The 24,776-nt window shown below is 51.4% G+C and carries 31 protein-coding genes; 4 read left to right on the top strand and 27 right to left on the bottom strand.

The window, feature by feature from the left end:
* Nucleotides 1-14: 14 nt before the first annotated feature.
* The 6 genes from BLP47_RS04625 to rpsB form a co-directional block, all read right to left on the bottom strand.
* Nucleotides 15-551 carry a hypothetical protein gene (locus BLP47_RS04625; RefSeq protein ID WP_091850817.1) on the bottom strand — a complete coding sequence of 179 codons (537 nt, stop codon included), beginning with the start codon at nucleotides 549-551 and terminating at the stop codon, nucleotides 15-17.
* Nucleotides 552-564: 13 nt separating this feature from the next.
* Nucleotides 565-1,389 carry a phosphatidate cytidylyltransferase gene (locus tag BLP47_RS04620; protein WP_091850814.1) on the bottom strand — a complete coding sequence of 275 codons (825 nt, stop codon included), beginning with the start codon at nucleotides 1,387-1,389 and terminating at the stop codon, nucleotides 565-567.
* Nucleotides 1,390-1,950, bottom strand: a complete 561-nt coding sequence (frr, locus tag BLP47_RS04615) for a ribosome recycling factor (RefSeq protein ID WP_091850811.1) — start codon at nucleotides 1,948-1,950, stop codon at nucleotides 1,390-1,392. It lies immediately after the preceding gene.
* A gap of 20 nt (nucleotides 1,951-1,970) precedes the next feature.
* Nucleotides 1,971-2,672 (bottom strand): UMP kinase, encoded by a 702-nt coding sequence (gene pyrH, locus BLP47_RS04610; RefSeq protein ID WP_091850808.1) that lies wholly within the window; start codon nucleotides 2,670-2,672, stop codon nucleotides 1,971-1,973.
* Nucleotides 2,673-2,778: 106 nt separating this feature from the next.
* Nucleotides 2,779-3,606, bottom strand: coding sequence for a translation elongation factor Ts (gene tsf, locus BLP47_RS04605; RefSeq protein WP_091850805.1), 828 nt, complete (start codon nucleotides 3,604-3,606; stop codon nucleotides 2,779-2,781).
* Between the two features lie 2 nt (nucleotides 3,607-3,608).
* Nucleotides 3,609-4,541: a 30S ribosomal protein S2 gene (rpsB, locus tag BLP47_RS04600; protein ID WP_091852942.1), complete on the bottom strand. Its 933-nt coding sequence runs from the start codon at nucleotides 4,539-4,541 to the stop codon at nucleotides 3,609-3,611.
* 246 nt (nucleotides 4,542-4,787) lie between these two features.
* Here rpsB and BLP47_RS04595 point away from each other — a divergent pair, with 246 nt between their 5' ends.
* Nucleotides 4,788-5,264 (top strand): peptidoglycan DD-metalloendopeptidase family protein, encoded by a 477-nt coding sequence (locus tag BLP47_RS04595; protein ID WP_157671493.1) that lies wholly within the window; start codon nucleotides 4,788-4,790, stop codon nucleotides 5,262-5,264.
* Here the strand turns inward: BLP47_RS04595 and BLP47_RS04590 are convergent.
* The 7 genes from BLP47_RS04590 to BLP47_RS04560 form a co-directional block, all read right to left on the bottom strand.
* Nucleotides 5,261-6,151, bottom strand: a complete 891-nt coding sequence (locus tag BLP47_RS04590) for a tyrosine recombinase XerC (protein WP_091850800.1) — start codon at nucleotides 6,149-6,151, stop codon at nucleotides 5,261-5,263. The genes BLP47_RS04595 and BLP47_RS04590 overlap by 4 nt on opposite strands.
* Nucleotides 6,152-6,432: 281 nt before the next feature.
* The gene (locus tag BLP47_RS04585) at nucleotides 6,433-7,467 is read right to left on the bottom strand and encodes a DNA-processing protein DprA (RefSeq protein ID WP_091850798.1); all 1,035 of its coding nucleotides are present in this window, start codon (nucleotides 7,465-7,467) and stop codon (nucleotides 6,433-6,435) included.
* Between the two features lie 65 nt (nucleotides 7,468-7,532).
* A complete protein-coding gene (locus tag BLP47_RS04580; protein ID WP_091850795.1) occupies nucleotides 7,533-7,856 on the bottom strand; it encodes a DUF2469 family protein in 324 nt (107 codons plus the stop codon).
* A gap of 21 nt (nucleotides 7,857-7,877) precedes the next feature.
* Nucleotides 7,878-8,510, bottom strand: a complete 633-nt coding sequence (locus tag BLP47_RS04575; protein ID WP_091850793.1) for a ribonuclease HII — start codon at nucleotides 8,508-8,510, stop codon at nucleotides 7,878-7,880.
* Nucleotides 8,510-9,271: a signal peptidase I gene (gene lepB / locus BLP47_RS04570; protein ID WP_091850791.1), complete on the bottom strand. Its 762-nt coding sequence runs from the start codon at nucleotides 9,269-9,271 to the stop codon at nucleotides 8,510-8,512. The genes BLP47_RS04575 and lepB overlap by 1 nt, the downstream gene beginning before the upstream one ends.
* A gap of 24 nt (nucleotides 9,272-9,295) precedes the next feature.
* On the bottom strand, nucleotides 9,296-9,649 hold the full coding sequence (rplS, locus tag BLP47_RS04565) for a 50S ribosomal protein L19 (RefSeq protein ID WP_091850788.1): 354 nt from the start codon (nucleotides 9,647-9,649) through the stop codon (nucleotides 9,296-9,298).
* 130 nt (nucleotides 9,650-9,779) lie between these two features.
* Nucleotides 9,780-10,934, bottom strand: coding sequence for a Fic family protein (locus BLP47_RS04560; RefSeq protein WP_091850786.1), 1,155 nt, complete (start codon nucleotides 10,932-10,934; stop codon nucleotides 9,780-9,782).
* A gap of 95 nt (nucleotides 10,935-11,029) precedes the next feature.
* Here BLP47_RS04560 and BLP47_RS04555 point away from each other — a divergent pair, with 95 nt between their 5' ends.
* Complete coding sequence (locus BLP47_RS04555) at nucleotides 11,030-11,626, top strand: type IV toxin-antitoxin system AbiEi family antitoxin domain-containing protein (protein ID WP_091850784.1); 597 nt, start codon at nucleotides 11,030-11,032, stop codon at nucleotides 11,624-11,626.
* Here the strand turns inward: BLP47_RS04555 and trmD are convergent.
* The 5 genes from trmD to ffh all read right to left on the bottom strand — a co-directional run bounded on the left by trmD (nucleotide 11,621) and on the right by ffh (nucleotide 15,310).
* A complete protein-coding gene (gene trmD / locus BLP47_RS04550) occupies nucleotides 11,621-12,307 on the bottom strand; it encodes a tRNA (guanosine(37)-N1)-methyltransferase TrmD (RefSeq protein ID WP_091850782.1) in 687 nt (228 codons plus the stop codon). The two genes, BLP47_RS04555 and trmD, sit on opposite strands and share 6 nt — an antisense overlap.
* Nucleotides 12,297-12,884 carry a ribosome maturation factor RimM gene (rimM, locus tag BLP47_RS04545; RefSeq protein ID WP_091850780.1) on the bottom strand — a complete coding sequence of 196 codons (588 nt, stop codon included), beginning with the start codon at nucleotides 12,882-12,884 and terminating at the stop codon, nucleotides 12,297-12,299. Before rimM ends, trmD begins: the two co-directional genes overlap by 11 nt.
* Nucleotides 12,841-13,077 (bottom strand): RNA-binding protein, encoded by a 237-nt coding sequence (locus BLP47_RS04540; protein WP_091850778.1) that lies wholly within the window; start codon nucleotides 13,075-13,077, stop codon nucleotides 12,841-12,843. The genes rimM and BLP47_RS04540 overlap by 44 nt, the downstream gene beginning before the upstream one ends.
* Before the next feature lie 5 nt (nucleotides 13,078-13,082).
* Nucleotides 13,083-13,664 (bottom strand): 30S ribosomal protein S16, encoded by a 582-nt coding sequence (gene rpsP, locus BLP47_RS04535; protein ID WP_091850776.1) that lies wholly within the window; start codon nucleotides 13,662-13,664, stop codon nucleotides 13,083-13,085.
* Between the two features lie 146 nt (nucleotides 13,665-13,810).
* The gene (gene ffh, locus BLP47_RS04530; RefSeq protein ID WP_091850774.1) at nucleotides 13,811-15,310 is read right to left on the bottom strand and encodes a signal recognition particle protein; all 1,500 of its coding nucleotides are present in this window, start codon (nucleotides 15,308-15,310) and stop codon (nucleotides 13,811-13,813) included.
* Nucleotides 15,311-15,403: 93 nt separating this feature from the next.
* Here ffh and BLP47_RS04525 point away from each other — a divergent pair, with 93 nt between their 5' ends.
* Nucleotides 15,404-15,736: a hypothetical protein gene (locus BLP47_RS04525; RefSeq protein ID WP_157671491.1), complete on the top strand. Its 333-nt coding sequence runs from the start codon at nucleotides 15,404-15,406 to the stop codon at nucleotides 15,734-15,736.
* On the opposite strand, the gene mutM is transcribed toward BLP47_RS04525, so the two are convergent.
* The 6 genes from mutM to BLP47_RS04495 are packed head-to-tail and all read right to left on the bottom strand — an operon-like array spanning nucleotide 15,726 to nucleotide 20,713.
* Entirely contained in the window at nucleotides 15,726-16,637 is a 912-nt protein-coding gene (mutM, locus tag BLP47_RS04520) for a bifunctional DNA-formamidopyrimidine glycosylase/DNA-(apurinic or apyrimidinic site) lyase (RefSeq protein WP_091850770.1), read from the bottom strand. The genes BLP47_RS04525 and mutM overlap by 11 nt on opposite strands.
* A complete protein-coding gene (gene rnc / locus BLP47_RS04515) occupies nucleotides 16,630-17,301 on the bottom strand; it encodes a ribonuclease III (protein WP_091850768.1) in 672 nt (223 codons plus the stop codon). Before rnc ends, mutM begins: the two co-directional genes overlap by 8 nt.
* Before the next feature lie 4 nt (nucleotides 17,302-17,305).
* Nucleotides 17,306-17,509, bottom strand: a complete 204-nt coding sequence (gene rpmF, locus BLP47_RS04510) for a 50S ribosomal protein L32 (protein WP_091850766.1) — start codon at nucleotides 17,507-17,509, stop codon at nucleotides 17,306-17,308.
* A 2-nt stretch (nucleotides 17,510-17,511) separates the two neighbouring features.
* On the bottom strand, nucleotides 17,512-18,018 hold the full coding sequence (locus BLP47_RS04505; protein ID WP_091850764.1) for a DUF177 domain-containing protein: 507 nt from the start codon (nucleotides 18,016-18,018) through the stop codon (nucleotides 17,512-17,514).
* A complete protein-coding gene (gene coaD / locus BLP47_RS04500; protein WP_091850762.1) occupies nucleotides 18,015-18,503 on the bottom strand; it encodes a pantetheine-phosphate adenylyltransferase in 489 nt (162 codons plus the stop codon). Before coaD ends, BLP47_RS04505 begins: the two co-directional genes overlap by 4 nt.
* Nucleotides 18,504-18,526: 23 nt before the next feature.
* Nucleotides 18,527-20,713 carry an ATP-dependent DNA helicase RecG gene (locus BLP47_RS04495; protein WP_249883267.1) on the bottom strand — a complete coding sequence of 729 codons (2,187 nt, stop codon included), beginning with the start codon at nucleotides 20,711-20,713 and terminating at the stop codon, nucleotides 18,527-18,529.
* Between the two features lie 4 nt (nucleotides 20,714-20,717).
* On the opposite strand from BLP47_RS04495, the gene rsmD reads away from it, so the two are divergent.
* Nucleotides 20,718-21,293, top strand: coding sequence for a 16S rRNA (guanine(966)-N(2))-methyltransferase RsmD (rsmD, locus tag BLP47_RS04490; RefSeq protein ID WP_091850760.1), 576 nt, complete (start codon nucleotides 20,718-20,720; stop codon nucleotides 21,291-21,293).
* Between the two features lie 639 nt (nucleotides 21,294-21,932).
* Here the strand turns inward: rsmD and BLP47_RS08455 are convergent.
* The 3 genes from BLP47_RS08455 to dapC all read right to left on the bottom strand — a co-directional run bounded on the left by BLP47_RS08455 (nucleotide 21,933) and on the right by dapC (nucleotide 24,774).
* Nucleotides 21,933-22,097, bottom strand: a complete 165-nt coding sequence (locus BLP47_RS08455) for a DUF3800 domain-containing protein (RefSeq protein WP_157671489.1) — start codon at nucleotides 22,095-22,097, stop codon at nucleotides 21,933-21,935.
* Between the two features lie 270 nt (nucleotides 22,098-22,367).
* Complete coding sequence (locus BLP47_RS04480) at nucleotides 22,368-23,642, bottom strand: citrate synthase (protein WP_091850756.1); 1,275 nt, start codon at nucleotides 23,640-23,642, stop codon at nucleotides 22,368-22,370.
* Nucleotides 23,643-23,673: 31 nt separating this feature from the next.
* Nucleotides 23,674-24,774 carry a succinyldiaminopimelate transaminase gene (dapC, locus tag BLP47_RS04475; protein ID WP_091850754.1) on the bottom strand — a complete coding sequence of 367 codons (1,101 nt, stop codon included), beginning with the start codon at nucleotides 24,772-24,774 and terminating at the stop codon, nucleotides 23,674-23,676.
* Between the last annotated feature and the right edge of the window lie 2 nt (nucleotides 24,775-24,776).

Here is a 24,776-nt window from a genome sequence, read left to right as displayed (position 1 = left end):
AGCTATTTGGGCAATTACGCTGTGATTCGAGCCCTGGTCGAAGCCGCAGTTACAAGAGCCAAAAACTCATCAACCTGATCCCTATCAAGACCGGAACGAGACCTCCTGAGCGCCTGACTGCGCACCACGAAAGCATCAACCCGATCCAAGCCACCAAATTCCGAAATAATTTGGAGCACCTTTTTCACATCGCGCTTTTTGTAGCCGCGTTTTGCGTAATCAAACGCTCCGACTGCCCCGAGACCTAGAACTCTCTGCAGCTCAGTATCCATAATTTCGAGTTCACCTAAAATCACGCCCTTACCCAACCGGGCCAATCGCTCGGATTGTTCTCTGAGCTCGAAGGTGTCTGCAAGCCTTGCCAAGGCCGCATCTACGGCCTGAACTTGGTAACCTCCAGCAACTAAATCAAACCTTGTTTCAACCAGCATTCCAGCGGAAATCGGGCCGAGCCCCTGACCCTCGTATTGTCTTTTCACTCTAGCCATCAGAGCGTCAACAGCCTGCGGGTCGTAACCCTGAACCCCGGTTAGAGTGTTGGGAAAATCCATAATCAACCCCTTATTAGAAAACGATGTGCGTTAGTAGGTAAGCCACAAAAACAGAAGGTAGTAAAGAATCTATTCGGTCCATCATGCCACCATGACCGGGAAGGACATTACCCATATCCTTCACATTTAAGTCTCTTTTGATCAAGGACTCAGATAGGTCTCCAGTTACCGAGCTAACTAAGAGCGCGACTCCAAATATCAACCCGAACCACACCGAGGCCCCGAGCAGCAAAGCGGTCGTGACCCCTCCGACAACTGCTCCGAGAATTGAGGCTCCGAGACCCTCCCAGGTTTTTTTCGGGCTGATCACCGGCGATAATTTAGTTTTTCCAAAGAAACGCCCGAAAAGGTAGCCAAAGGTATCGATGAGAGCCACGGTGAAAACCGTGCCAAAGATCCAAACCACACCCATCGGTTTATTAACGATCAAGGCCGCAAAGCTCAAAAGCAGTGGCACATAAATCACTACAAATGCGCTTGCCCCAAAATCCCGCAAAGTTTGCTTCACGCTCTGATCGGTTTTTGTGACAAGCAAAAACAACAGCCGCCAGCTGACCATGAAAACCACTGAAACCGATACCGAGAGCCATTGACCCTGGGTTGAGAAATAAAAGGCTGCCCATGGAATCCCAAAAGCCGCAATAGTGGCCGGGATTCTTGGAACGAACCACCCCGCAGTCCGCATGGCCGACGCGAGTTCAAACACCGCTATGGCAGAGGCAATCGAGACCATCAAAATTACCAATGGTGACCAAGTCAGTGTCATTAGGAATACGGCACCTAGTGAAGATCCGACAGCAAGTCGGGTTCCGAGTTTCGCGGTTTTAGATTCTTCCAACTAAACCTCGAGAAGTTCGGATTCTTTATTCTTTAGTGCCTCATCGATGCGTTCGATGTGTGTCTTGGTTGTTGCCTCAAGCTCCTTTTCGCCGCGTTCCACTTCATCCTCGCCAGCGCCACCGTCTTTTTTGACCGAAGCTAGGTCTTCCATTCCCTTGCGGCGAATGTTGCGAATTGACACTCGGCCGTGCTCGGCCTTATCGCGAGTTAGCTTGACATATTCCTTGCGACGCTCCTCGGTCAGCTCGGGCAGGTTTACCCTAATGACATTGCCATCGGAGTTGGGCTGAGCACCAAGATTGGGCATCGCCATAAGCGCCTTCTCAATTGCGCCGAGGGCGCTTTTGTCATAGGGGTTGATCAGGATGGTCCGGGCCTCGGGTGTCGAGATTGCACCGAGTTGGCCGAGCGGGGTCATCGTGCCGTAGTAGTCCACCATGATCTTCTGAAAAAGCCCCGGGTTCGCTCTTCCAGTCCGAACCGATGCAAAATCGTCTTTTGTAGCTTCCAGCGACTTTTCCATCTTGTCCTTGGCTTCTGCCAAAATGTTGGTGATCATTTCTTCCTCTTTCTTCGAAACTAAGGTGTAACTCTTGTGCCAACCGGCTTGCCCAAGAGGGCATCCGAAATCTCATCCATGCCAAAGACGCGCATCGGCATCTGATTGTCCATACAGAGCGAGAATGCCGTTGAGTCCACAACCTTGAGCCCTCGAACAAGGGCTTCTTGGTAGCTCACCTGGGTGAGTTTTTTAGCCTTCGGATCCTTTTTAGGGTCGGCCGAATAAACCCCGTCTACCCCATTTTTAGCTACCAAGACCTCATCGGCGTGAATCTCTAGTGCTCTTTGCGCTGCTACCGTATCGGTAGAAAAATACGGCAACCCAGCCCCAGCGCCAAACACCACGATGCGACCCTTCTCCATGTGCCGAATGGCGCGAAGCGGAAGGTAGGGCTCGGCTACCTGAGCCATGGTGATGGCTGATTGCACCCGAACCTGAGCACCGGCTTGTTCAATAAAGTCCTGTAGGGCCAAGGCATTCATCACGGTGCCGAGCATGCCCATGTAATCGGCGCGGCCCCGGTCCATTCCTCGCCCTGATAGTTCAGCGCCTCGGAAAAAGTTGCCACCGCCAACCACGATTGCGATTTCAACCTTCTGACTTGCCGCCGCGATATCCTTGGCAATCTCAGAGACTATGTCCGGATTAACGCCTAGGGAGCCGCCACCGAAGGCTTCACCGGAGAGCTTTAGTAATACTCGGCGCTTGCGATTCACCATAATTACCTCCAGATTTACACTTCACAGACTCTTCGACCAATCCTAGGGCGCAAATAGAAACGGGCCCGGTCAAATGACCGAGCCCGCTTATAAGTTATTAGGAGATTTAGACGCCGACTCGCATGCGAATAAAGCCTGTTACCTTGAGGCCTGCAGTTTCCAAAACCTTTGCAACGGACTGCTTATTGTCCTTTGCGAAGTCCTGGTCCAAAAGGCAGTTCTCCTTGAAGAAGCCGGTAACCCGACCCTCAATAATTTTTGGCATTGCTACCTCGGGCTTACCCTCGTTGCGAGCAGTCTCCTCGGCGATCTCGCGCTCTTTGGCAACGATTTCGACTGGAACATCCTCGCGCGATAGGTAGGTCGGGCTAAAGGCTGCGATGTGGACTGCGACATCGTGCGCGGTCTCCGAATCGGTTCCCTCGTAGCCCAAAAGAACGCCCACCTGAGGTGGAAGATCTTTTGAGGTGCGGTGCAAGTAGGAATCAATACCCGAGGCCTTCACAACCTCAACCTTACGAAGCTCCACCTTCTCGCCCATGATTGCGGCCTTGTCTATGATTGCATCCCCAACGGTGTGTGCGCCGTGTGGTGCGTTCAAAGCAGCTGCAACATCTATTGCCCCAGCCGCAGCTATGGCGTCAGCCACAGCGTCAGCTAGTGCTATGAAGTTCTCGGACTTTGCGACAAAGTCGGTTTCACAGGCTAGTTCGATCATGTAGCCCACGCCATCAGAGACACGAGCCACCACTAGACCATTGGAAGTTGTCCGGCCTTCGCGCTTGGAAACGCCCTTGAGTCCCTTGAGGCGCAAAACCTCAAATGCCTTTTCAATATTGCCGTCGGCCTCATCCAAAGCGCCCTTGCAGTCCATCATGCCGGCGCCCGACTTCTCGCGCAGCGCCTTTACATCTTGAGCGGTGTAGTTAGCCATGCTTATGCATCCTTCTCAGTCTTGGCCTCTTCGGCTGGGGTTTCTGCAACTACTGGAGCCTCTACAACTGCTGGGGTTTCTGCAACTTCAGTCTCAACAACAACCTCAGTAGCGACTTCCGCTACAGCCGGAGTAGCGGAAACCGGGGCTGCCTCGGTGGCTACAGTCTCGGCCACTACCGGGGTTGACTCCAAAAGCTCGCGCTCCCAATCAGCTAGTGGCTCTGCGGTCTGGTCTTCCTTAGAGTGACGAGCGATCATGCCGTCTGCAGCTGCGTCAGCAATTACCTTGGTCAAGATCTCTATTGCTCGAATTGCGTCATCGTTACCAGGAATACCGATGGTGACATCATCTGGATCACAGTTTGTGTCAAGGATTGCGATGACTGGAATGCCTAGCTTGCGAGCTTCAGTAATTGCAAGGTGCTCCTTGTTGGTGTCAACAACCCAAAGGGCCGAAGGGACCTTTGCCATATTGCGAATTCCACCCAAAACTTTGACTAGCTTGTCCTTCTCACGGCGAAGAATCAAAAGCTCCTTCTTGGTGAGGCCGGCCTTTGGAGCATCGGTGAAGTCCATGACTTCTAGCTCCTTGAGGCGCTGAATTCTTTTGTTAACGGTGTTGAAGTTGGTCAACAGACCACCCAGCCAACGCTCGTTGATGAACGGCTGGCCAACACGTTGGGCCTCATCGGAGATAACTCCCTGGGCCTGCTTCTTGGTGCCGACAAACATGATTGATCCGCCATTTGCGACTAGGTCGCGAACGTAGTTATAAGCCTCGTCAATGAAGCCGATGGACTGCTGCAGGTCAATGATATAGATGCCGGAACGGTCAGTAAGAATGAAAGGCTTCATCTTGGGGTTCCAGCGCTTGGTTTGATGCCCGAAGTGAACACCAGAATCTAGAAGCTGGCGGACTGTTACTGTGGCCATTAGGCCCTCCTTTAGGCGTGAAAACACGCCCACTCAGTTTTGTGCTTCGGCCGGATGACCAAAACCCTGGCATTCCAGCCCGGCAGCACCCTAAAAGGGACTGAGCTATCAAGCTTGATTGGAATGCGCGAATTCGCTTTACCTGAAGGTAAGAACGTTCTGTAACCATACCAAGCAAACCCGGTGTTTTCCACTCTTTTGGGTTTACTGCGAAAAGCTCCGACCGATATATTCCATGCTTCGGGTATGAATAAATTACTCGCCATCCTGGGAATCTTCATCTCAGCCCTGAGCCCAAAACCGATTGAAGTTTGGGCGGAGCCGATTCCCTATTTTCAAACCGAGCAACTCAACCCGTATCTGGCCCCTGTGACAAAATACGGAGCAGGTCATAGAGGAGTGGATTTTTTGATCCTTTTGGGCGATCAGGTGAGCTCGCCCCAAGCCGGTGAGGTTCACTTTGTCGGCAAAGTGGTAGACCGTGACATCATCACGATTAAAACTGATGAAGGCTATTTGGCGACCTTCGAGCCGGTCTGTTCCGAGCTGACCAAGGGGTCAGCCGTCCAAGTTGGCGAGGTGATTGGCTCTCATTGCCAAGCGGATTCGGACTATAAAAACCACTGCGAAAGCTGCGTTCACTTTTCCGCTAGGTCACCCTTTGGATACATATCTCCGCTTTATCTAATGGGAAAAACAAATGCCGCGATTCTCACCGCTTAGGCCCTGGGATGGGCCTGTTCGAAGGAGGCGCGCAGCCTCTCCACGGAAACGTGGGTGTAAATCTGGGTGGTGACTAACGACGCATGCCCGAGAATTTCCTGAACTGCGCGCAAGTCAGCACCGTGATCCAACAGGTGGGTGGCGGCCGAATGTCGAAGTGTGTGCGGCCCAGCTTTACCCGAAGTGGTCTTGGCTAGCTGCTCTGCAACAAGAGAATAAAGCTGCCTGACCCCAACCCTTTTGCCTCTCGAGGAAATCAAGAGGGCATCGTCGGTTGACTCCGAGTAAAACCGAACCCTACCGAACCGAATCCATTCCTCCATCGCAGCTGCTGCCGGATATCCATAGGGCAACATTCTTTGCTTATTGCCTTTGCCAGTAACAATCAAGAGGTTTCTAGAAAAATCAACATCTGAGATGTTTAGCCCAGCCAACTCACTCACCCGCATACCGGTGGCATATAAAAGCTCCATCGTGCAAAGCTGCATGAGCGAAGTGGGATCGTCCCTACTTGCCCTGGCTTTGAGGGAGTCAAAAACCTCACCCAGTGAATTTTCACTCGCAATTTTGGGCAAGCTTCTCTCGAGCTTTGGTGATCGGAGCCTCAATCCCGGATCTGAGTCCAACACACCGCGCTCGACTAACCAGGAACTAAAAGCTCGAACCGAAGATGTTTTTCTAGCCAAGGTGCTCTTGGTCGCGCCGGCTTCTGAGATTACAAACAGCCAATTTCTGATTGAGTCCAATTCGAACTCCGCCTTGCTCGCGACTAAAAACTCAAGCAAATCCTTTATATCTGATTGATAGGCCTTGAGGGTGTTTACCGAAGATCCTCGAGCTTGCAGGCTCTTAATAAAGCCCTCGCACTCCGCAATAAGTTTCTCCATGAGTCAAGATTAGAGTCAAAATCGGGCTCCTTGGCTAGATGCGTGGCGTGGTTTATTACTGAGCCACTTGGCTTCCAAAAGATAATGCTCCTATGACCAAAATCTCAGGAGTGAAATCCATTGGAACAATGCGGCCTAAATTCCGCCTGGCTACTCAAGCAAAAACTTAACCGCTAGCTCGAAGAACAGGTCTTCGGATGCTCTTATGGCTCGATTCCCAAATGCATAGATTGTTTTCTATGAATTTCGGTTGATTCAAAGACTTGGGACGTGGTGTGGCTCTAGCTCAGGCGAAGCAAGGAGAGATTCTTTGCCACCAGCTGTAGTGAAATTCCGGACTCCATAGCTATTTGTTGATCACCAACGGCGCCGTCCCGAATCGCATCTTGAATGCGTTTCTGAATCCAATCCGGCTCGATTGTGAGTCCATCTTGCATCTGCCAAACTTGGGCTAGGCCCTCCTTGATCATGGAGTTAGTGCCCTGCGGGATTGTCTTGCCAAATCTTGCGGGCACTGCGTAGACGTCCCGGCCAAGGTTTCTAGCATGATTGGCGCTATTTCTGGATCCTGAACGATAGCCGGCTTCAACTACGAAAAGAGAATCTCCGGATGCTGCAATCAGCCTGTTGCGAAGCAAAAAGCGAAAGCGACTCGGAGCCGTTCCTGGGGAGGTTTCGGAAATTAGCGCACCGCCTGATCGAACCATTTCATGAAACAGTGGCCAGTTCTCTAGCGGATAGGCACGATCTATGCCACCGGCCATAAATGCAAAGGTTGGAATCTTCAGATCTATTGCCGCCCTGTGGGCGGCAGCATCAATCCCTGAGGCTCCTCCCGAGACAACCGGAAGTCTTAGCTGTGAAACCAGAAGTCCGCTGTTTTTAATTCCAAAAGAACTTGGACGCCTCGTTCCGACTATTGCCACGCTCTCTTGCTCGAGCGCAGAGATATCGCCCGCCACCCACAACAAATATGGGGCGCTGTGGCCAAGATCGTGAAACTTACTCCACAAAACCGGTGCATCATCCGGGAACATCGGCTTGGCCGACCAGCGAATTGCACGCTCCAAGCGTTGAGAAACGCTTAGGGTCTCAACTCTCATTGCGAACCGTTCAAAAAGTGCCGGCAGCTCGTGGCCGAATTCGGAAGCCTCTGATTCAATGATTTCAGGCCAGAGCTTTTTAGCTCTACCGGACCTGAAATCCGATATTGCGGCTGGGCCACGATTGGCGAAAATCAAGTGGGCCAGCTGGTCCCCCGGCTCAGATAGTAGCGACCACAAAATAGTGGCTTCTTTCTCGGAATCTAGATACATGCCAAAAGCATCCAAGATATTTCAGCTTGGATGCTTTTAGTTTGGAAATCTGTTGATAACCAGTGCTATTCGCCCACTGCTAGTTCCTTGGGAATCTCGATATCTTTATTGCCAATCTCTTCAACATTGACGTCCTTAAAGGTCATCACTTTGACCTGTTTCACGAAGCGATCAGTGCGGTAAATATCCCAAACCCAAACATCTTGCATGTTTAGATCAAAGTAGAAATCGGTTGGAGTGTCGATTCTTTTGAGCTCGACATCGTTTGCCAGATAGAAGCGTCGCTCGGTTTCTACCACGTAGCGAAACATCTTTACGACGTCGCGATACTCGCGATAAAGTGCTAACTCGGCTTCCCGATCGTAATCTTCAAACTCGTTCTCATCCATAATGCCCCTAAGTCTAAGCCTCTAAAAAAGCGCTTGGCCCTCAGCGAGTATCTTTGTCAGCCAACTGTGTCGGTGGTGCCTGGTCGCTCCAAGCGATTGGATCGCTTGGATGTGAGACTCCGAGGCGTATCCCTTATTCGAAGCCCAGCCATAAAGCGGATACTCCATGTGATACTCCCGCATTAATTGATCCCTGGACACTTTGGCAATTAGAGCCGCTGCGGAGACTCCAGCACAATCTCGGTCCGCCTTAACTTGCATCACGACTTCGATGTCGATTCCCTTGAGCCAGTTCTGCGAACCATCCAGCAAAATAATCGTTTTCCCACTCAGTAGAGGCTCAAAGGCCGCCACGGCGGCCTTTGCCAATGCCCTTGAGATGCCATCAGATTCGATGAAGTCACTCGAGGCAAAGCCGACATTATTTTGAACCCAAGCCTTTGAGAGCTCGGCAATATCATCTCTTTTTGATTCGATAATTTGCTTGCTGTCCCTGAGCCCCTTGGGGATTGCGCTTGCAGTCGCTGCCGAGATAACCGCTGCTCCAACGGCAACCGGGCCAGCTAGAGAGCCCCTACCAACCTCGTCCAGGCAAATCACCCGGTCGTAACGCTCCAGGAGCTTTCGCTCGAGTTCAAGGCTGGGTGAGGTCACTATTTTGTGACGCTGCTACTGGGCACACCACTAAAGGTGTCCGGAAAATTGTCTAACCAGTTCCAGTTCTCAAAAGGCCAGCTCACAACTACAGCTCTGCCAACCACATACTCTTGCTTCACAAAACCCCCCGAAGGCAAATCTTGGTGGTAACGAGAATCAGTTGAGTTTTGGCGGTTATCCCCCATTACCCAATAACTGCCTTCCGGCACTGTCACATCGAACTCGAGCTCGGAAGGAATGGACCCTGGACGAAGATAGGCCTCATCAATGGCCACGCCATTGATGATCAGCCTGCCCTCAGGATCACAGCAAGAAATCACATCACCGGGCAAGCCAATCACACGCTTGACTAGATGTTCAGCAGAGTCGGGGGCTGTGATGCCAAAGGTTCCAAGGACAAAATCAAAGGCCTCTTGAATTGGTTCTTTTTGCACAGTCGGAATCGCACCAAGCCATCCCCCTGGATCTCTGAAAACGGCTACGTCACCGCGCTGCAGCGAAATGACTTCGGGCACCAAGACGTTCACGATGATGCGGTCATTAATCTGCAGAGTTTCGAGCATGGAGCCGGAGGGAATATAAAAAGAACGAATCAAAAAAGCTTTTATCAGAACGGAGAGAATTAGTGCCGTGCCGACAATTACAACAAAGTCGATCACAAAAGCTGTGAACCAATTCTTACGGGAACGAGTAATAAACCTGCGAATGTTTAGCAATACCGTGTTCTTACGGGGCCTTATATCCCCGGTCTCTGTCATGCCAGCTAGTTTATCTAGCTTGGCTTACTTGACGTTGTCGCGCTTTTCGCGAATCTTTGCTGCCTTGCCGCGAAGATCGCGCAGGTAGTAAAGTTTCGCGCGGCGGACTGCGCCACGGGAGACTAGCTCGATGTGGTCAATAACCGGGGAGTGCAGTGGGAAGGTACGCTCCACGCCAACCTGGAAGGAAACTTTGCGAACGGTAAAGCTCTCTCGGATGCCCTCACCGGACTTGGAAATAACAACGCCCTGGAAAACCTGAATACGGCTTCTGGCACCCTCAATAATGTTTACGTGAACCTTCACGTTGTCTCCAGCGCGAAAGGCTGGGATGTTGGTCTTTAGGTTTGGGGCATCTACTGCATCTAAAATGTGCATTTTTTATCTCTTTCCATTTGCGCGCAGGTCAAAACGGTTAGTAGTGATTAGAGTCTGTGCACTTGCTCCCCTGCGGCAGAGACGATTGGGCACTGCCAAAGTATTCCACACCCCAAGAGGGTTTGCAACACTAATCGTGAGACTCGCCAGGGGAAAGAATGTCCCAAACTTCCTGTGCGAGCCAGCGCTCTCTTTTTGAGCGCCCCACAGTTCCTTTAGATTGAATCAAACCCAGCCCCTGTGCCCGGCGCAAGAGCTTGCTGGCTGTGGGCTGAGTCACTCCCAGAGAACTCTGGACGCTAGAAACATCGACTATTGGATTTGAAATCAGGTGACGAACTAGCTGAGACATTCTCAGCGCTGCTGAGGAATAAAGGTCTAGCCACGTATTGCTCAGCGCCAACAGTGCCTCCATGCGAAGCGAGGTCTGCAAGGCTTGCCGCTCAATAGCAATCGCGAAATAACTGTAAAGCTGGTCTGTCTCACCAGAGAATCTGACTTCTTGCAGGGCGAAATAGTATTCATCCCGATTCTGCTCAATGTATTGCGAAATTCCGAGATATGGCCCGGCAAGGGCGTTCTCAGAAATAAACATCAGCTCAATTAGAATTCTCCCGATCCTGCCGTTGCCATCCAAAAATGGATGGATTGTTTCGAACTGATAATGGGCCCAGGCTATTTTTGCGGCTAGCGGCCAAGGTGAGGGGGAACTGATAAATTCGACCAAGTCTGTTATCAGCTCGGGTATGTGTTTAGCCAGCGGCGGGATAAATCTAGCGTTGGCGACACCTAGGCTTCTGGAACCGATCCAAACCGGAGTTTTTCTAAAAACTCCTGGCGTCTTATCGGCACCCAATCGGCCATTCATCAGGATTGAATGGGTCTCTAGAATCAGCTGAGTTGAGATGGTTCCACGCTCCATGAATTTGGTGGCAAATTCTAGGGCCTTTAGGTAATTCAGCACCTGTTCGACATCTGCGTTATGGACCAGCTCACCACGAAGATCAGCCTCTAAAACTTCGGCAAGGGTAGCCTGCGTGCCTTCAATTCTTGACGATGCAAGCGAGTCCTTCAGTAGTGCGGCACGGTTTGAGATATTGGACGGTGAAATAAGTCGAGTAATCCCCCTGAGCTCACCCACGGCTGCATCCGCCTTGGCAATTAGAGACCACGCCTCTTGGCCAATCTCGATCGAAACGGGAATCAAATTGGGCATGAAATAGGGGTACGGGAAATCGTCCTGGTCGCTTTCAAAAATTGACCCAAAAAATACTGGTTGCTTCATGCAGATACTCTATAAGGTTTTTATGTTTTTCTTATAACGTCAAAGTCACAATAAAAGTATTGACAATTTCGTACTATAAAAAGTAGGTTTTAGGCATGAATTCGCCATCCAATCGGCAAAAGTTTCTCGCCCTTGCAGTCAACACTCACGGTGTTGTGACCACTACGGAAGCTGTGGCTATTGGAATCCCAGCGGTTGAATTGCGGAAACTGGTCGCTAGAAACGCGATTCTGAGGATCGGAACAAATGTTTATAAATCTCCATTCCACCCTGAGTCAATTGAGACTCGCCACTACGCGGCAATCCAGCTAATTGCGGCGGATGCTTTTCTCATTGGAGAAAGTGTGCTGTGGCACTTTGGCCTTACTGAGCCGGAGCCTAATGAAATAACCCTCGGCACTAGAACCAGAGTTCGAAAGGGTTACCCGAGTGACATCAACGTGCAGTCCATCTCAAAATGGCGCAAGGACAGCTTTATCCAAACCAACCTGATAAGGCATCAAAGCGTTTTTGATGCCTTATTGCACCTTGCGAAACGGAGCACTCTGAATGCGCGCGCTTATCAAAAAGCTAAAACCAAAGCCACGGCTCTGGGACTGATAACTGAATCCGAAACCCGGCTAATCGACAATGAAGTCAACAAGACGGGCGCCAGAGACGCCCGCAACCTCGACATTTACGAAAATCTATAGCTCTAATAAGTCGGGGCGATTGGTTTTGGTGCGATCCAGTTGCTGCTGTTTGCGCCACTTTTCGATCTCGGCATGGTGGCCAGAAAGTAAAACCTCTGGGACCTCCAGCTCTCGCCAAACCTTTGGTTTGGTGAAGCTCGGGTATTCCAGCAACCCATCGTTATGGGATTCCTCAGCCAAAGACTCTTTATTGCCAATCACACCGGGAATCAACCTGGCGATAGCCTCGATCATGGCAAGAGCTGCCACCTCACCGCCATTGAGGACATAATCACCGATTGACACCTCAAGCACTCTGGCCATGGTGCCGACGTGGTCAACCACCCTTTGGTCAATTCCCTCATACCTACCGCAGGCAAACACGATGTGTTCGGACTCGGAAAGCTCCTGGGCTAGCGCTTGAGTAAAAGGAATCCCGGCCGGAGTTGTGAAGATAACCACGGGAGAAGTTTCGATTTCTAAGAGATCATCAAATGCTTCACCCCAGGGCTCTGGCTTCATAACCATGCCGGCTCCCCCACCATAGGGAGAGTCGTCAACCGTCTTATGCCGATCATGGGTCCAGTTTCGCAAATCATGAGCCGTGAAAGTAATTAACCCAGACTCCTGAGCTTTCCCTAATAGGGAAAGCTCTAGGACTTTGAAGTAATCGGGAAATATAGAAACCGCATCAATTTTCATCGGCCGTCTCTATTTCCTCGAATAAGCCTCCCGGTGGGGTGATCTCAATCAAGCCTGCTGCAACATCAACCTTTGGAACAAAGGCCTTCACAAAAGGCAATAGAACTTCACCGCCGGCCGTCTTGATAATCAACAAATCCTGAGCCGGCATGTGGTCAACCCGGATTAGTTCGCCAATTTCAATACCTTCACGCATTACTTTGAGCCCGGCAAGCTGGTGGTCATACCAAGCATCTGGCTCGGAAGGGGAAGCATCTAGCGGGTGATCAACCAAAAGGATTGCCTTGGTGAGGCCTTCGGCTGCATCGCGATCCGCGATGCCTTCTAAAAAGATTACGGGGTGGGTGTTGTACCACTTGAGATCTGCCACGGTAACGTGCTTACCAAACCACGGGGATTCTTCAGGAACTTGAAGTTCCAAGACTGCGCCAACGGCAAAACGCTCTTTTGGGGAGTCGGTATAAAGCTCGAGCTTGATTGCACCTTTTAGACCGTGAGCTTTTAGGAGTCGGCCAACTCGGAGCTTGGTGGTGCTAGAAATCGGTATCCACCACGTCAACTCGGACGCGCTTGCCATCCGCTAGCGCATTGATGACCGTTCTAAGGGCTGTTGCGGTGCGGCCGCCCTTGCCGATTACACGACCTAGGTCGTCTGGGTGCACGCGCACCTCCAACAAATCGCCCTTGGCGCCGCCACGGGCGGCAACAGTTGCGTCATCGGGGTTATCCACGATGGCACGGACTAAATGCTGGAGGGACGCTTGCAACATGTTCTTTAGGCCTTAGCTTCTTCTGCAGGAGCCTCTTCGGTTGCTTCCGCAACAGGAGCCTCTTCAACTACAACTTCTGCTGGTACCTCTGCTGCTGGTGCCTCAGCTGCAGGTGCCTCGGCTTCGACAGCTGGCGCTTCCGCAACCACTTCTTCTGCAACAACTTCGGAAACTACTTCAGTCTCAGCTGGAGCCTCTACAGGAGCCTCTACTTTTGCTTCAGCAACGACTTCAACCTTCTTCTCGGCCTTAGGCAGAAGTACTGACTTCTTTGCCATGTCGTTCACAAAGACAGGCTTTGCGATCTGAGGCTTAACGGTGTTGATGTGCTCGCCCTTGGCGTTAGCAATGTCACCGGTTAGCTTGAGAAGAACTTCTGCCTGCTCGGTTGGCTGTGCGCCAACGGATAGCCAGTAGCGTGCTCGCTCTGAATTAATTTCAATTACTGAAGGGTGAGTAGTCGGAACATAGCGACCAATCTCTTCGATTACCTTGCCGTCACGGTGTGTGCGGGAATCTGCTACCACGATGCGGTAGTGCGGGTCTTTTTTCTTACCAATGCGCTTTAGGCGGATCTTTACAGCCACAATTCTCCTGAATGTATGTATTGGGGCGAGAATCTTTACGAGGGTGGGGTCACACTCTTGAGGTCTCAAGGGGTTTCGAGATCGTCCAGATCAGAGGGTCAAGACGTTCGAACTCGTTAGATTCTGCCAGAAAACTTGGCTTTGCGCTACCTGCCGAGCCCAAATGATGAACCAGAACCCGAAGTAGTTTCGGATCCATAGCTCAAACCTGAGTTCTCAGCCGCTCTTTTTGCCGGGTTCCCGCTCTTCGAGCCCTTTTTCTTATTGTCTTTTTTCTTGGCGCTAGAACCGCCCCCCATGGCCCCGGCCATCATGGCCGGGTTGGTCCCTGGGATATTTGGCATTGCGCCCTTGGACATGGTCTTCATCATCTTCGCGGCCTGCTCGAACCGATTCACCAACTGATTCACCTCGGTGACCGAGGTGCCGGAGCCTTTGGCGATTCGCATTCTGCGGGACCCGTTTAGCACCTTGGGTTGGTTTCTCTCGATCGGGGTCATCGATCGAATAATTGCCTCTGTGCGATCAATCTCTTTTTCATCAAAGTCTTCGAGGTTCTGCTTCATCTTGCCCATGCCCGGAAGCATGCCCATGATGCTCTTCATTGAGCCCATCTTGCGAAGCTGTTGCATCTGCTCCAAAAAATCCTGCAGCGTGAAGGTCTCACTCGAAATCTTCTCGGCAAGCTTTTTGGACTCCTCTTCGTCGAAGGTGGCCTGAGCCCGCTCGATGAGGCTAATAACATCACCCATGTCCAGGATTCTTGATGCCATGCGATCCGGGTAGAAGGGCTCGAAGGCATCGAGGGATTCACCCGTGGAGCTAAACAAAATTGGAGCTCCGGTTATCGAAGCAACTGACAATGCAGCACCACCGCGAGCATCACCGTCCAACTTGGTCAAAACAATTCCGGAGACTCCAACGCCATCGTTGAATGCCTTTGCCACGTTCACAGCGTCTTGGCCCAGCATCGAGTCCACCACAAAAAGAATCTCATCGGGAGACACCTCGTCTCGAATATCTCGGGCCTGCTGCATCATTTCTTCATCGACACCCAAACGCCCTGCGGTGTCAACTATCACCACCGAATACTGTGACTTTTTGGCAAAGGCAATCGCCTCTTTGGCAACCTTCACTGGATTACCGACACCATTACCCACTTCGGGGGCAAATACTGGAACCCCAACCTGTTCCCCCAACACCTGCAACTGTGTCACAGCGTTTGGTCGCTGCAGATCTGCGGCGACCAACAGAGGAGTTTGGTTTTGCTCCTTGAGCCACTTGGCTAGCTTTCCAGCCAAAGTCGTCTTACCAGAGCCCTGAAGACCTGCAAGCATGATCACTGTTGGTGGGTTTTTAGCAAAAGAAAGCTTGCGGGCTTCGCCGCCCAGAATCGCGGTCAACTCTTCGTTGACGATCTGCACCACCTGCTGCGCAGGATTTAATGCCTTGGAGACCTCATCGCCCAAGGCTCGCTCGCGAACCTTGGCGGTGAAGTTCTTCACCACCTCGAGGGCAACATCGGCTTCTAGAAGTGCCCTACGGATATCTCTTAGAGTCCCGTCAATGTCTGCGGCCGAGAGCCTGCCCTTGCCTCTAAGGTTCTTGAAGGTATCCGAGAGTCTCTCTGAGAGGTTTCCGAACATTGCTGACTCCTTTTTGGGCTAACACCGCCACTGAATTCTAGGCGCAAGTGCAATTAGCTAAATAGAGTTGGAGTCAGAAGAAAGGGTTGATCTTTGCTACTAACAAATCTTGTTGCACTTGTGCTGGGAATTGGCGTTGGTTTAGTTGGGACTACCTTTCATCAGGTCACCACCGACGGGTTTCCCCTAGGAGCCACAATGGCGCTACTTGTGGCGATAATCATCGCCGCAAGCTTGCGAAACCAGAACACCTCTAAAACCCCAGCTTTTATTTATGGGATCAGCGCATCAGCAATCGTCTTCGGCGCTGGCCTGAGCCTCACGGACGACGTGCTAGTGCCAGCGAACCTGGCCGGGAACCTATGGGCATTTGGGTTAGTGGCAATCACTATCATTGTTGCCCTTTGGCCAAAGACTAAGAGCTAGTTGATTTTAGCTTTTGACACCTAGGACAAAAGTGCGAACCTCGATTCGCCCAAGCCTCACGCTTGATTTCACCACCACAACGTGGACATGCCTGACCCGCCTGGCCATAAGCATTTAGCGACTGCGAGAAAAAACCTGATTCCCCATTGACGTTTTTGTACTGCGCATCGAAAGAAGTTCCGCCCTGCGCAACCGCTCGAATCAAAACTTCCTTGGCAATCTGAATTAGCTCCATGTGTTTTCTTACTGAAATACTCGAAGCCATTTGGTCGTAGTGCAATCTGGCTAGCCATAAAGACTCATCGGCGTATATGTTTCCGATTCCACTCAGAACCCCCTGGTCCAAAAGCACCCTCTTGATGCCCGAATTCTTCTTGGACATTCGAACCGCCACCGCCTTGGCATCAAAGTATGGGTCCAATAAGTCTCGAGCAATATGAGCCACAACAGAAGGAATTAAAGCCCCCTGGTCGGCCTCTGGCGAATAGCCAGCCCTAAGTCCATCACTGGTGGTTACTAAATCCTCAATTGCCAGACCACCAAAAAGCCTCTGATCCACAAAACGAATCTCGAGAGGATTTCCAGTCGAATCCTTGACATCGATGGTAATCCGAGTCTGCGGATCGGTCTCAAATCCAGGGCTCCTAACCAGTATCTGACCGCTCATGCCCAGGTGTCCAACCATCGCTCTAGTTTCACTAAGTGGTAACCACAAAAACTTTCCCCTGCGAACCACGGCCTGGATGCTGCTGCCAATTAGCTCATCAACAAACCCCGAGACCCCAGAGAAATTGCGCTTGAGACTTCTAGCATCGGAAATGAAAATCGAAGTCACTTCCGCACCAACCAAATGTTGAGCTAGGCCAGCACGAACCGTTTCAACCTCGGGTAACTCAGGCATTGAGCTTCCTGAGAGCTTCAATAGCCGCCTGAGTCTCTGCCCTTCGAATTGTCGTTCCGGTGCCATCAGACAGGCGCTTGGAACCGCTAAAACAGGTTGCCGTGTAGATGCGCTCGTGCTCTGGGCCGAATCCTTCAACCTCGTAGCGAACGGGTTCCAGCTTCAGCTTGGCGAGTCTCTCGCCAAGGGTGGTCTTGGGGTCGGAGGCCTCCCGGATAGCATCTGGATTCGCCAAGAGAGGCAAGACATGCTTTGAAACAATGATCGAGGCCGCCTCAATGCCACCCGAAAGATATGCCGAACCAAGAACAGCCTCAAATGCATCGGCCAACACGTTTATCTTTTTGCGGCCCTCTGTTTGTTCTTCACCTTTGCCGAGCCTTAGGTGCTTGCCAAGATCTAGTCTTTGGGCGGCGGTTGCGAGGGCTTGGGCTGATACAACGGCGTTCTTAAGTTTTGTTAGTTCGCCTTCAGCTAGTTCAACATGGTCATGAAAGACAGAAACGGCTACCAGGTATCCGAGGATAGAATCCCCAAGAAACTCGAGCCGTTCGTTGTCTTGCCCGCCTTTTTCATAGGCGAAAGAGCTGTGGGTCAATGCGAGCGTTAGTAGCTCGGCATCGATCTCGACTCCGAGCTTTTGGTTTAGCTCGTCAAGATGCATTTATCTAGGCGTCAGCGACCTTGCGGCCCTTGTACTCCATGTAAAGCTCGGTACCGACGGAGTCGGTAACCATCTTTGCGCGGTGAGGAAGTGAGTAGACGGTCTTACCGTTCTCGATGGTCTTCACCAAGGTGATTGGCGCGGCCTTCCACATCGAACGACGTGAGCGAGTGTTTGAACGGGATTGTCTGCGTTTTGGTACTGGCATGATTACTCTTCCTCGATTGCAAAATCTTTGAGAGCCCCAAACCTCGAATCAATCGGGGCTCGGTGCTTGTGTTCAGGGTTTTCATTCAACCCAATTCCACATTCCGCACACAGTCCAAGACAATCTGGGCTACACACGGGTTGGAAGGGAAGATTCAAAACCACAGAATCAATGACTAGCTGTTCTAGATCAATTTGCTCGTTCACCACAAGCAGCTCGTCATCCGAAGAGAAAGAATAGGCGAAAAGCTCCTGAAAATCCACCTCAACCGGAATCTTTAGGTCTTTGAGACACCGAGAGCATTGGGCATTGGCTTCAGCGAACACTTCACCAGAAGCCAAGACCCCCTCATACACCGCCTCCAACCGAAGCGGAATGCGCAAGCTGGCGCCCTTTGGGACGCTCACAATCTCCGTGCCAATGGCCTCCAGTGCCTCAATCTCAAGCTCCAACTCCCTCATGGTGCCTGGGCGTCGCATTAGCTCATTGACTGGGACCAGATAACTCATTTGAGTTTCTCCTTCAAAGCGCTCGCCACATTAGGTGTGACATAACCCGAAACATCACCGTTGAGGGCCAAAACCTCTTTGACCAAAGAAGAAGACACATAGCCATAACCCGGTTCCGCAGGCAAAAAGATTGTTTCTACGCAGGATAAATCCCTATTCACCTGAGCCATCGGCAATTCGTACTCGATATCCGCACTGGTTCGAAAACCTTTGATAAAAGCCTGAGCGCCAAGTTCTTGAGCCTTATCTACCAATAAACCACTCGAGAGTTCGTCGACAATAATGTTGCTCGCAGCCTGAACCTCTAATAGCGCCTTATTACAGAGCGATACTCGCTCTGCAATGGAGAAAAGGACTTTTTTATTTGGGTTATGCACAACCATCAAATGAACTTCGTCAAACAGCGCTGCCGCTCGATTCAAGATTGAAAGGTGCCCCAAGGTAATCGGGTCAAAGGATCCCGGGTAGATGGCTATGGTTTTCACAGAGTAAAGGTTAGCCCCAATAACTAGCTCCGAGCCAGTGCCTCGGCCCGAGATTCTTCAACCCAGGCATTCATTTCAGGGCTCAAGCCCCGTTCCAACAGTTCGACAGCCAATTTTCTCGCCTCCGAGATCAGGTCGGCATCCTTGATTACCCTTAATAACTTGAGCTGTGAACGGCCACCTGATTGAATATCTCCTAGGACATCGCCCTCACCCCGCAGTTCCAAGTCGACCTCGGATAACTTAAAGCCGTCGGTTGTGGCGGCGACAGCGTCGAGTCTTTCCATTGCCAAGGAGCCCGCTTCGGCATTGGTAACCAAAAAGCAAATGCTCGCATCAGCACCGCGGCCAATCCGGCCGCGAAGCTGATGCAGCTGAGAAATGCCAAAGCGATCGGCATCCAAGATCACCATTGCGGTGGCATTTGGCACGTTCACACCGACCTCGATGATGGTGGTGGCAACCAACACGTTTGTCTCATTGGCCAAAAATGCCTGCATCACAGCCGACTTTTGATCCGAGTCGAGCCTGCCGTGCAATAAGCCAAGCGCTAAGCCTGCGAGCGCCGGATTCACCTTGAGCGCCTCGAACACTTCGGCAGCAGCTGCTGGAGCTACTGAGTCTTCAAGTTCTAGAGAGTCTTCAAGGTCTAAAGATTCTTCTGGATCGATTTCAGTTTCCTCAGCGACTTTGCCTTCAATTCTTGGGCAGACCACAAACGCTTGGCGCCCCAGCGCGACCTCCTCGGCAACCCTTTGCCAAACCCTTGACACTAAAGCTGGCTGCGCCAGGGTGACGACGTGGGTTGTGATGGCCTGACGGCCCTTGGGAAGTTCGGTCAAAGTGGATATCTCCAAATCACCGAACACGGTGATTGCCATGGTGCGGGGTATTGGGGTTGCTGTCATAGTCAAAACATGCGGTGCGGTTTTACCCTTGGCTCTAATGGCCTCTCTTTGACCAACACCGAACCGGTGCTGTTCGTCAATCACCACAAAGGCCAAATCAAAAAAGCTGAGCTTTTCGGTAAACAGGGCGTGGGTTCCAATGGCTAATAGGCATTTGCCACTGGCTATGTCTAAATAAGCTCTCTTGCGCTCCTGAGTGCCCAGCTGACCGGTTAGTAACCTAACCCCTAGCTTGGCTGCCAGATCTGGCCCCAGCGTCTCTAAAACGCTCTGGTAGTGCTGAGAGGCAAGCACCTCCGTGGGGGCAAGGATTGCAGATTGCCCTAGCGATTCCGCAACTGCAAGAACCGCCCGAAGGGCAACCAGCGTCTTACCCGAACCAACCTCACCCTGCAAGAGCCGATGCATTGGAGAACCAGAGGCTAGGTCAGTCTCAATCTCTTGAGAAACCTGCTGTTGACCTTGAGTGAGCTCGAACGGCAGCAGCTTGTCGAATAGACCTAAGAGCTCACCCGGGAGCCTGATGTCCGCTTTGACCTTGAGAGCTTCCTGCTTTTTTTGCACAAGCTGCAATTGCAATTGCAGGGCTTCTCGGTACCGAAGCGATGCCCTAGCCCTAACCCAATCGACTTCCCTCTTGGGCTCATGCACGAGCCTTAGCGCCTCATCTAAGGCCATGAGCTTATTGGCCTTGATTAACCCGGCATCTAGCGGGTCACTAATCTTTGGCAATTGCTCCAAAATGATGGCGATTGATTTTTGGATCTTCCAGGTGCTCAGTGATCCCGAAGCTGGGTAGATCGGGATGGGGAGTTCCGCCCAGGCAAGGGCTAGCCCAGGATCAATCTCCTCTTCGAATAACTCATAGTCCGGGTGGGCAAGCTGGAGCTTGCCAGAAAAGATTCCGATCTTGCCAGAGAACATTCCCCTGACTCCAGCATGAAGATCCTTTTGGCGCCAAGCCTGATTAAAAAAGGCAAGTGAAATCTGGCTTTTACCATCCGATACCAAAACCTCAAGGATGCTTCCCGAGCGACCCTTGAGCTGCCTAATACTTGCCGAGACCACCTCGCCAACGATGGTTGCCGAATCCCCGATGGGGATTTCGGCAATAGCCGTTAGCTCACCGCGCCTGAGGTAGCGCCTCGGGTAATGCTCCAGGAGTTCTTTTGCGGTTTTTAGACCGAGGTGTTTCTCAAACGCTTTAGCCGTGCGATCACCCAAGAGGTTCGCAAGCTTTGTCTGAGCTAAATCCATCCAGTAATCATCCCCTAGGAAACCCTCAAGATTTACTAGGCTCACACGGGTGACCAGAATCATTGCCGGATCAATTGGATCTTTGCGCCTAAAGGGCGCAGCCAATGCCACCCGCCCCACCAGCGACCGTGTCAAAGAGAGCATCTTTTCAAAGCTTGAGTCACGCGGCGTGCTTGAGAATGCCAACGTGCTGGACCTTTTTGCCGGCACCGGGTCACTTGGCTTAGAAGCCGCCTCTCGCGGAGCAGGGGAGGTTTTATTCATCGAAAAAGACAAACCTGCCTTTGAGCTTCTGAAGGCAAATATCGGTCATGCCGCCAAGGCCCTTGACAACCAAGGACTCAGCGGGATCCTTCAAGCGCGAAATATTGAAGCCAGCCAGGCACTGAAAAACCTGCCGAAAACCTTTTTTGACTTGGTCTTTATTGACCCCCCGTATGATTTCAGCAACCAGAAGCTTGAAGAAATTCTAAATAACCTCTCACTTGCCTTAAATGACGGAGCAACGCTTTTGATTGAGCGCTCTAGCAAGTCGGAGCAGTTTGCCATTCAGCCTGGTTATGAGCTGATGGAAATAAAACACTACGGCGACACATCGGTTACTTTTTTGGAGCATGTGGCTTAGGCCAGAGCAGTGTCTCGATTTTTCGTCCCTGGCCGTTAACATGAAAACCGTCGAAATTACCGGGGGTTATTCCGGCCAGCTTTCTTACCCTGCTCACATATCGCGACCAAATGAACATGTCCTGTCCTCGAATGAGTCGACTCGGTTCTTTTTGCATGAATGACTGAGTGCACATCGGCCAAAAATTGAACTGGCGGTAATGTCTGCCATTTGGATCATTGCATGATGACTCGAATTGACGAAGCCTGGCGCTTCCACAATATTGGGGAATCTATCCCCAGAAGCCCGAAGCTTCTGACTGAGAATCGAACCAGAGACCACAGAATTCAATAGATCATTTCTGGAATCGGCTAGGACTAGCCCGAATTGATTGATTTGAGCAAGGTGAGACTGAAGAACTGAGTGGATTCCCTGGGCGGCAGAACTATGCAAAGCGGCTCCGAAGACCTGCTTGCCAAACGTCTTCGGCCAAAAGCTTCCAAGGATGCAAACTTCATGTTCACTCAATAACTGAAGAACCTGGTCGAGGAACTTAAGCTCTGCTTTCGCTCTTTCTTTTTTCTTGCGAATTTTTGACCTGATGCTTGAGCCTTTGATTTCTAGCTCCATCGAGTTTCGCAAAGATAACCCGGCCAGAAGTTACGGGAAATTCCTGCGCTTTAATCTCAGGAACGACTGCGAGATTGCCGTTATGTGCTTCTGGTGAATTAGCAGGCCCATAACCACAATGGCAGGCTGAGCCGCGGTATCGTCGCCCGACCAAGTGCCGGTGCAGCCGGATTCGTCAAGGTAAAACAGATACAAAACTCGCGCTTAAATTAAGACAGCCGCTCGAGGCGGCTGTCTGGCTGCTTGCGCAGGGGTCGCCGTCAGCCTTCGCCGTACAGCAATTTGGAACTAGTTTCCGACAAAATCACAACCCGATTATGGCTGAGTGTCGATTATTTCGAAAAAGGTTATCCACAGACAAACCTTTGCCCGGCATCTTTAGATTCCGATGTTGCCAATTTTGCTAAGCAATTAGACCTTCTAGCTTCAAAACTAAGACAAGTGTGCTACCACTGACGGCAAAAATTAGATCGAACGCTCAGCCTCGCCGATGTAGACCTGCTGCGGACGACTGATGCGAGTGTTGGCTTCGCTGTTCATCTCGCGCCAGTGAGCGATCCAGCCCGGCATTCTGCCGATTGCAAATAACGGCGTGAACATCTTGGGTGGGAAACCTAGAGCTTTGTAGATAACCCCGGTGTAAAAATCAACATTTGGGTAAAGCTTGCGGCTCACAAAATAATCATCCGCTAGGGCAATTGCCTCCAGCTGCTTTGCAACCGCCAAAAGCGGGTCTGTGACGCCAAGTTCTGAAAGAACTTGGTCGGCAGTTGCCTTTACGATTTTTGCTCTTGGATCAAAAGACTTATAAACCCGGTGACCAAAGCCCATTAGGCGAACGTTGTCTTCTTTGTTCTTTACTCGCTCAACATATGTTTCAACCGTTTCACTGGTTTTGTTGATTAGCTCGAGCATTTCAATAACCGCCTCGTTAGCCCCGCCGTGAAGCGGCCCTGAAAGGGCGTTCACACCAGCGGAGACTGAAGCGTAGAGGTTTGCCTGAGACGAGCCAACCAAGCGCACGGTCGAGGTGCTGCAGTTCTGCTCGTGATCAGCATGCAAGAGCAAAAGGGTGTCTAAAGCCTTTGAAACAATGAGGTTCTGCTCAAATGGAATTTCATTCGACCCGAAGGTCATATTCAAAAAGTTGTCCACCATAGAAAGCTCTGGTCTTGGAGCTACAAAATCTTCGCCAATGGAAGCCTTATGGGCATAGGCGGTAACAACCGGCACCATTGCCAAAAGCCTGAGGGTGGACTCTTCGATAGCCGCTTCGCTACCGGGGTCCAATGTTTCTGGGTAAAAGGTCGAGAGTGCCGAGACTGCAGCTGAAAGCACCGCCATCGGGTGGGCATCTTTTGGAAAGGACCGAAAGAAGCCATCGAGTTGCTGGATGTGCTCGGTGCGAACTGAAATCTTTTTCTCAAAATCGGTCAGTTCGGTTGCGGTGGGGAATGCCCCGTAGATCAAAAGATAAGAAGTCTCGGTGAAGCTCTTGAGCTCTGCCACCTGCTCGATTGGATAGCCGCGATAGCGAAGAATCCCCTGGTCCCCATCGATGTAGGTGATGGCACTTTTAGTAGATGCCGTGTTCACAAAAGCCGGGTCAAATGAACTCAGGCCGGTGGCCGCCATCAGCTTTGAGATGTCTAGTCCAGAGTGCCCCTGGGTGGAAGCAACAATCTCAAGCTCAGTTGCGGAATCCCCAACTAATAAAGTGACCTTGTCAAAATCTGGCAATAGTTCTCCTTGGTTGGGGTTCGGCTACAGCCTAAAGCATTTCGAGGCGGCTAACGGCCCTTAGAATCTCATCGTCAGTGGCCGTAATCGAGAACCGGACATAGTCGTTGCCGGCAACTCCGTAGAAATCTCCGGGCACGGCAACAATTCCTAGCTCAGCCAAATCGGCGATGGTTTTCCAGCAGCTCTCGCCCTTAGTCACCCAAAGATAAAGCCCGGCCTCCGAAGAGGTTATCGAGAACCCAGCGGCAATCAGAGCTGGCAAGAGTGTTTCTCTGCGCTTGCGATAAATCTCCTTCTGCAATGCGACATGAGAGTAATCGCCAAGGGCTGCGACCATTGCTCGCTGAACCGGAGTCGGCACCATCATCCCCGAGTGCATTCGAAGATTCACAATCCCCGCAATCAAGGCTCCGTCCCCGGCCGCGAATGCAGCCCGGTAGCCGGCAAGGTTTGATTGCTTGGATAAAGAATAAATAGACAAAATATTTGTCTTGTCACCGTCAGTCACCGCAGGGTCCAAAATGCAGGGGATGAAATCATCCCACTCACCCTCCCAGCCAAGCTCGGCATAACACTCATCGTTGACGATCACTGCCCCGAGCTCTCGGGCTCGACTGACAGCGGCCTTTAGCCTTTTAACCCCAAGCACTTCCCCGGATGGATTACCCGGGCTATTAAGCCAAATTAGCTTGGTATTTTCTGGCCAGTCTGCAGGCTCATCACTAGACACAAGTTCACAACCAGCAAAAGCCGCACCAACCTCATACGCGGTGTAAGCGATCCGCGGCTGGACCATCACGTCCCCAGCACCTAAGCCCAGCATTAGTGGCAACCAAGATATGAATTCTTTAGAGCCAATAGTTGGCAGAACATCTTCGGCGCTAAGGCCTGGCACTCTTCGGCGAACCGAGTACCAATTAGCTATCGCGGCTCTGGTTTCTAATTCCCCCCATGTGGTGGGGTAAGAGTGGGAGTCGCTAGCGGCATCAAGAGCAGCTTGCACAACCCTTGGAGTGGGATCGATTGGATTACCAACCGATAGATCAATGGCGCCAAGCGGATGCTTGGCCGCTATTTCTCTATAGGGTTTTAGTTTTTGCCACGGGTATTCTGGCAGTCGATCAAACAAAC

This window comes from Candidatus Aquiluna sp. UB-MaderosW2red (assembly GCF_900100865.1).
Classification (GTDB): Bacteria; Actinomycetota; Actinomycetes; order Actinomycetales; family Microbacteriaceae; genus Aquiluna.
Note: the sequence above shows the minus strand (reverse complement) of the source record. Positions and strands in the feature narration are given on the sequence as shown.

What these genes read in the sequence shown, in the direction of transcription:
- BLP47_RS04625 (WP_091850817.1), bottom strand. Translation starts at nt 551, where the DNA reads ATGGATTTTCCCAACACTCTAACCGGGGTTCAGGGTTACGACCCGCAG.
- frr (WP_091850811.1), bottom strand. Translation starts at nt 1,950, where the DNA reads ATGATCACCAACATTTTGGCAGAAGCCAAGGACAAGATGGAAAAGTCG.
- pyrH (WP_091850808.1), bottom strand. Translation starts at nt 2,672, where the DNA reads ATGGTGAATCGCAAGCGCCGAGTATTACTAAAGCTCTCCGGTGAAGCC.
- tsf (WP_091850805.1), bottom strand. Translation starts at nt 3,606, where the DNA reads ATGGCTAACTACACCGCTCAAGATGTAAAGGCGCTGCGCGAGAAGTCG.
- rpsB (WP_091852942.1), bottom strand. Translation starts at nt 4,541, where the DNA reads ATGGCCACAGTAACAGTCCGCCAGCTTCTAGATTCTGGTGTTCACTTC.
- BLP47_RS04595 (WP_157671493.1), top strand. Translation starts at nt 4,788, where the DNA reads ATGAATAAATTACTCGCCATCCTGGGAATCTTCATCTCAGCCCTGAGC.
- BLP47_RS04590 (WP_091850800.1), bottom strand. Translation starts at nt 6,151, where the DNA reads ATGGAGAAACTTATTGCGGAGTGCGAGGGCTTTATTAAGAGCCTGCAA.
- BLP47_RS04585 (WP_091850798.1), bottom strand. Translation starts at nt 7,467, where the DNA reads ATGTATCTAGATTCCGAGAAAGAAGCCACTATTTTGTGGTCGCTACTA.
- BLP47_RS04580 (WP_091850795.1), bottom strand. Translation starts at nt 7,856, where the DNA reads ATGGATGAGAACGAGTTTGAAGATTACGATCGGGAAGCCGAGTTAGCA.
- lepB (WP_091850791.1), bottom strand. Translation starts at nt 9,271, where the DNA reads ATGACAGAGACCGGGGATATAAGGCCCCGTAAGAACACGGTATTGCTA.
- rplS (WP_091850788.1), bottom strand. Translation starts at nt 9,649, where the DNA reads ATGCACATTTTAGATGCAGTAGATGCCCCAAACCTAAAGACCAACATC.
- BLP47_RS04560 (WP_091850786.1), bottom strand. Translation starts at nt 10,934, where the DNA reads ATGAAGCAACCAGTATTTTTTGGGTCAATTTTTGAAAGCGACCAGGAC.
- BLP47_RS04555 (WP_091850784.1), top strand. Translation starts at nt 11,030, where the DNA reads ATGAATTCGCCATCCAATCGGCAAAAGTTTCTCGCCCTTGCAGTCAAC.
- trmD (WP_091850782.1), bottom strand. Translation starts at nt 12,307, where the DNA reads ATGAAAATTGATGCGGTTTCTATATTTCCCGATTACTTCAAAGTCCTA.
- rimM (WP_091850780.1), bottom strand. Translation starts at nt 12,884, where the DNA reads ATGGCAAGCGCGTCCGAGTTGACGTGGTGGATACCGATTTCTAGCACC.
- BLP47_RS04540 (WP_091850778.1), bottom strand. Translation starts at nt 13,077, where the DNA reads ATGTTGCAAGCGTCCCTCCAGCATTTAGTCCGTGCCATCGTGGATAAC.
- ffh (WP_091850774.1), bottom strand. Translation starts at nt 15,310, where the DNA reads ATGTTCGGAAACCTCTCAGAGAGACTCTCGGATACCTTCAAGAACCTT.
- mutM (WP_091850770.1), bottom strand. Translation starts at nt 16,637, where the DNA reads ATGCCTGAGTTACCCGAGGTTGAAACGGTTCGTGCTGGCCTAGCTCAA.
- rnc (WP_091850768.1), bottom strand. Translation starts at nt 17,301, where the DNA reads ATGCATCTTGACGAGCTAAACCAAAAGCTCGGAGTCGAGATCGATGCC.
- rpmF (WP_091850766.1), bottom strand. Translation starts at nt 17,509, where the DNA reads ATGCCAGTACCAAAACGCAGACAATCCCGTTCAAACACTCGCTCACGT.
- BLP47_RS04505 (WP_091850764.1), bottom strand. Translation starts at nt 18,018, where the DNA reads ATGAGTTATCTGGTCCCAGTCAATGAGCTAATGCGACGCCCAGGCACC.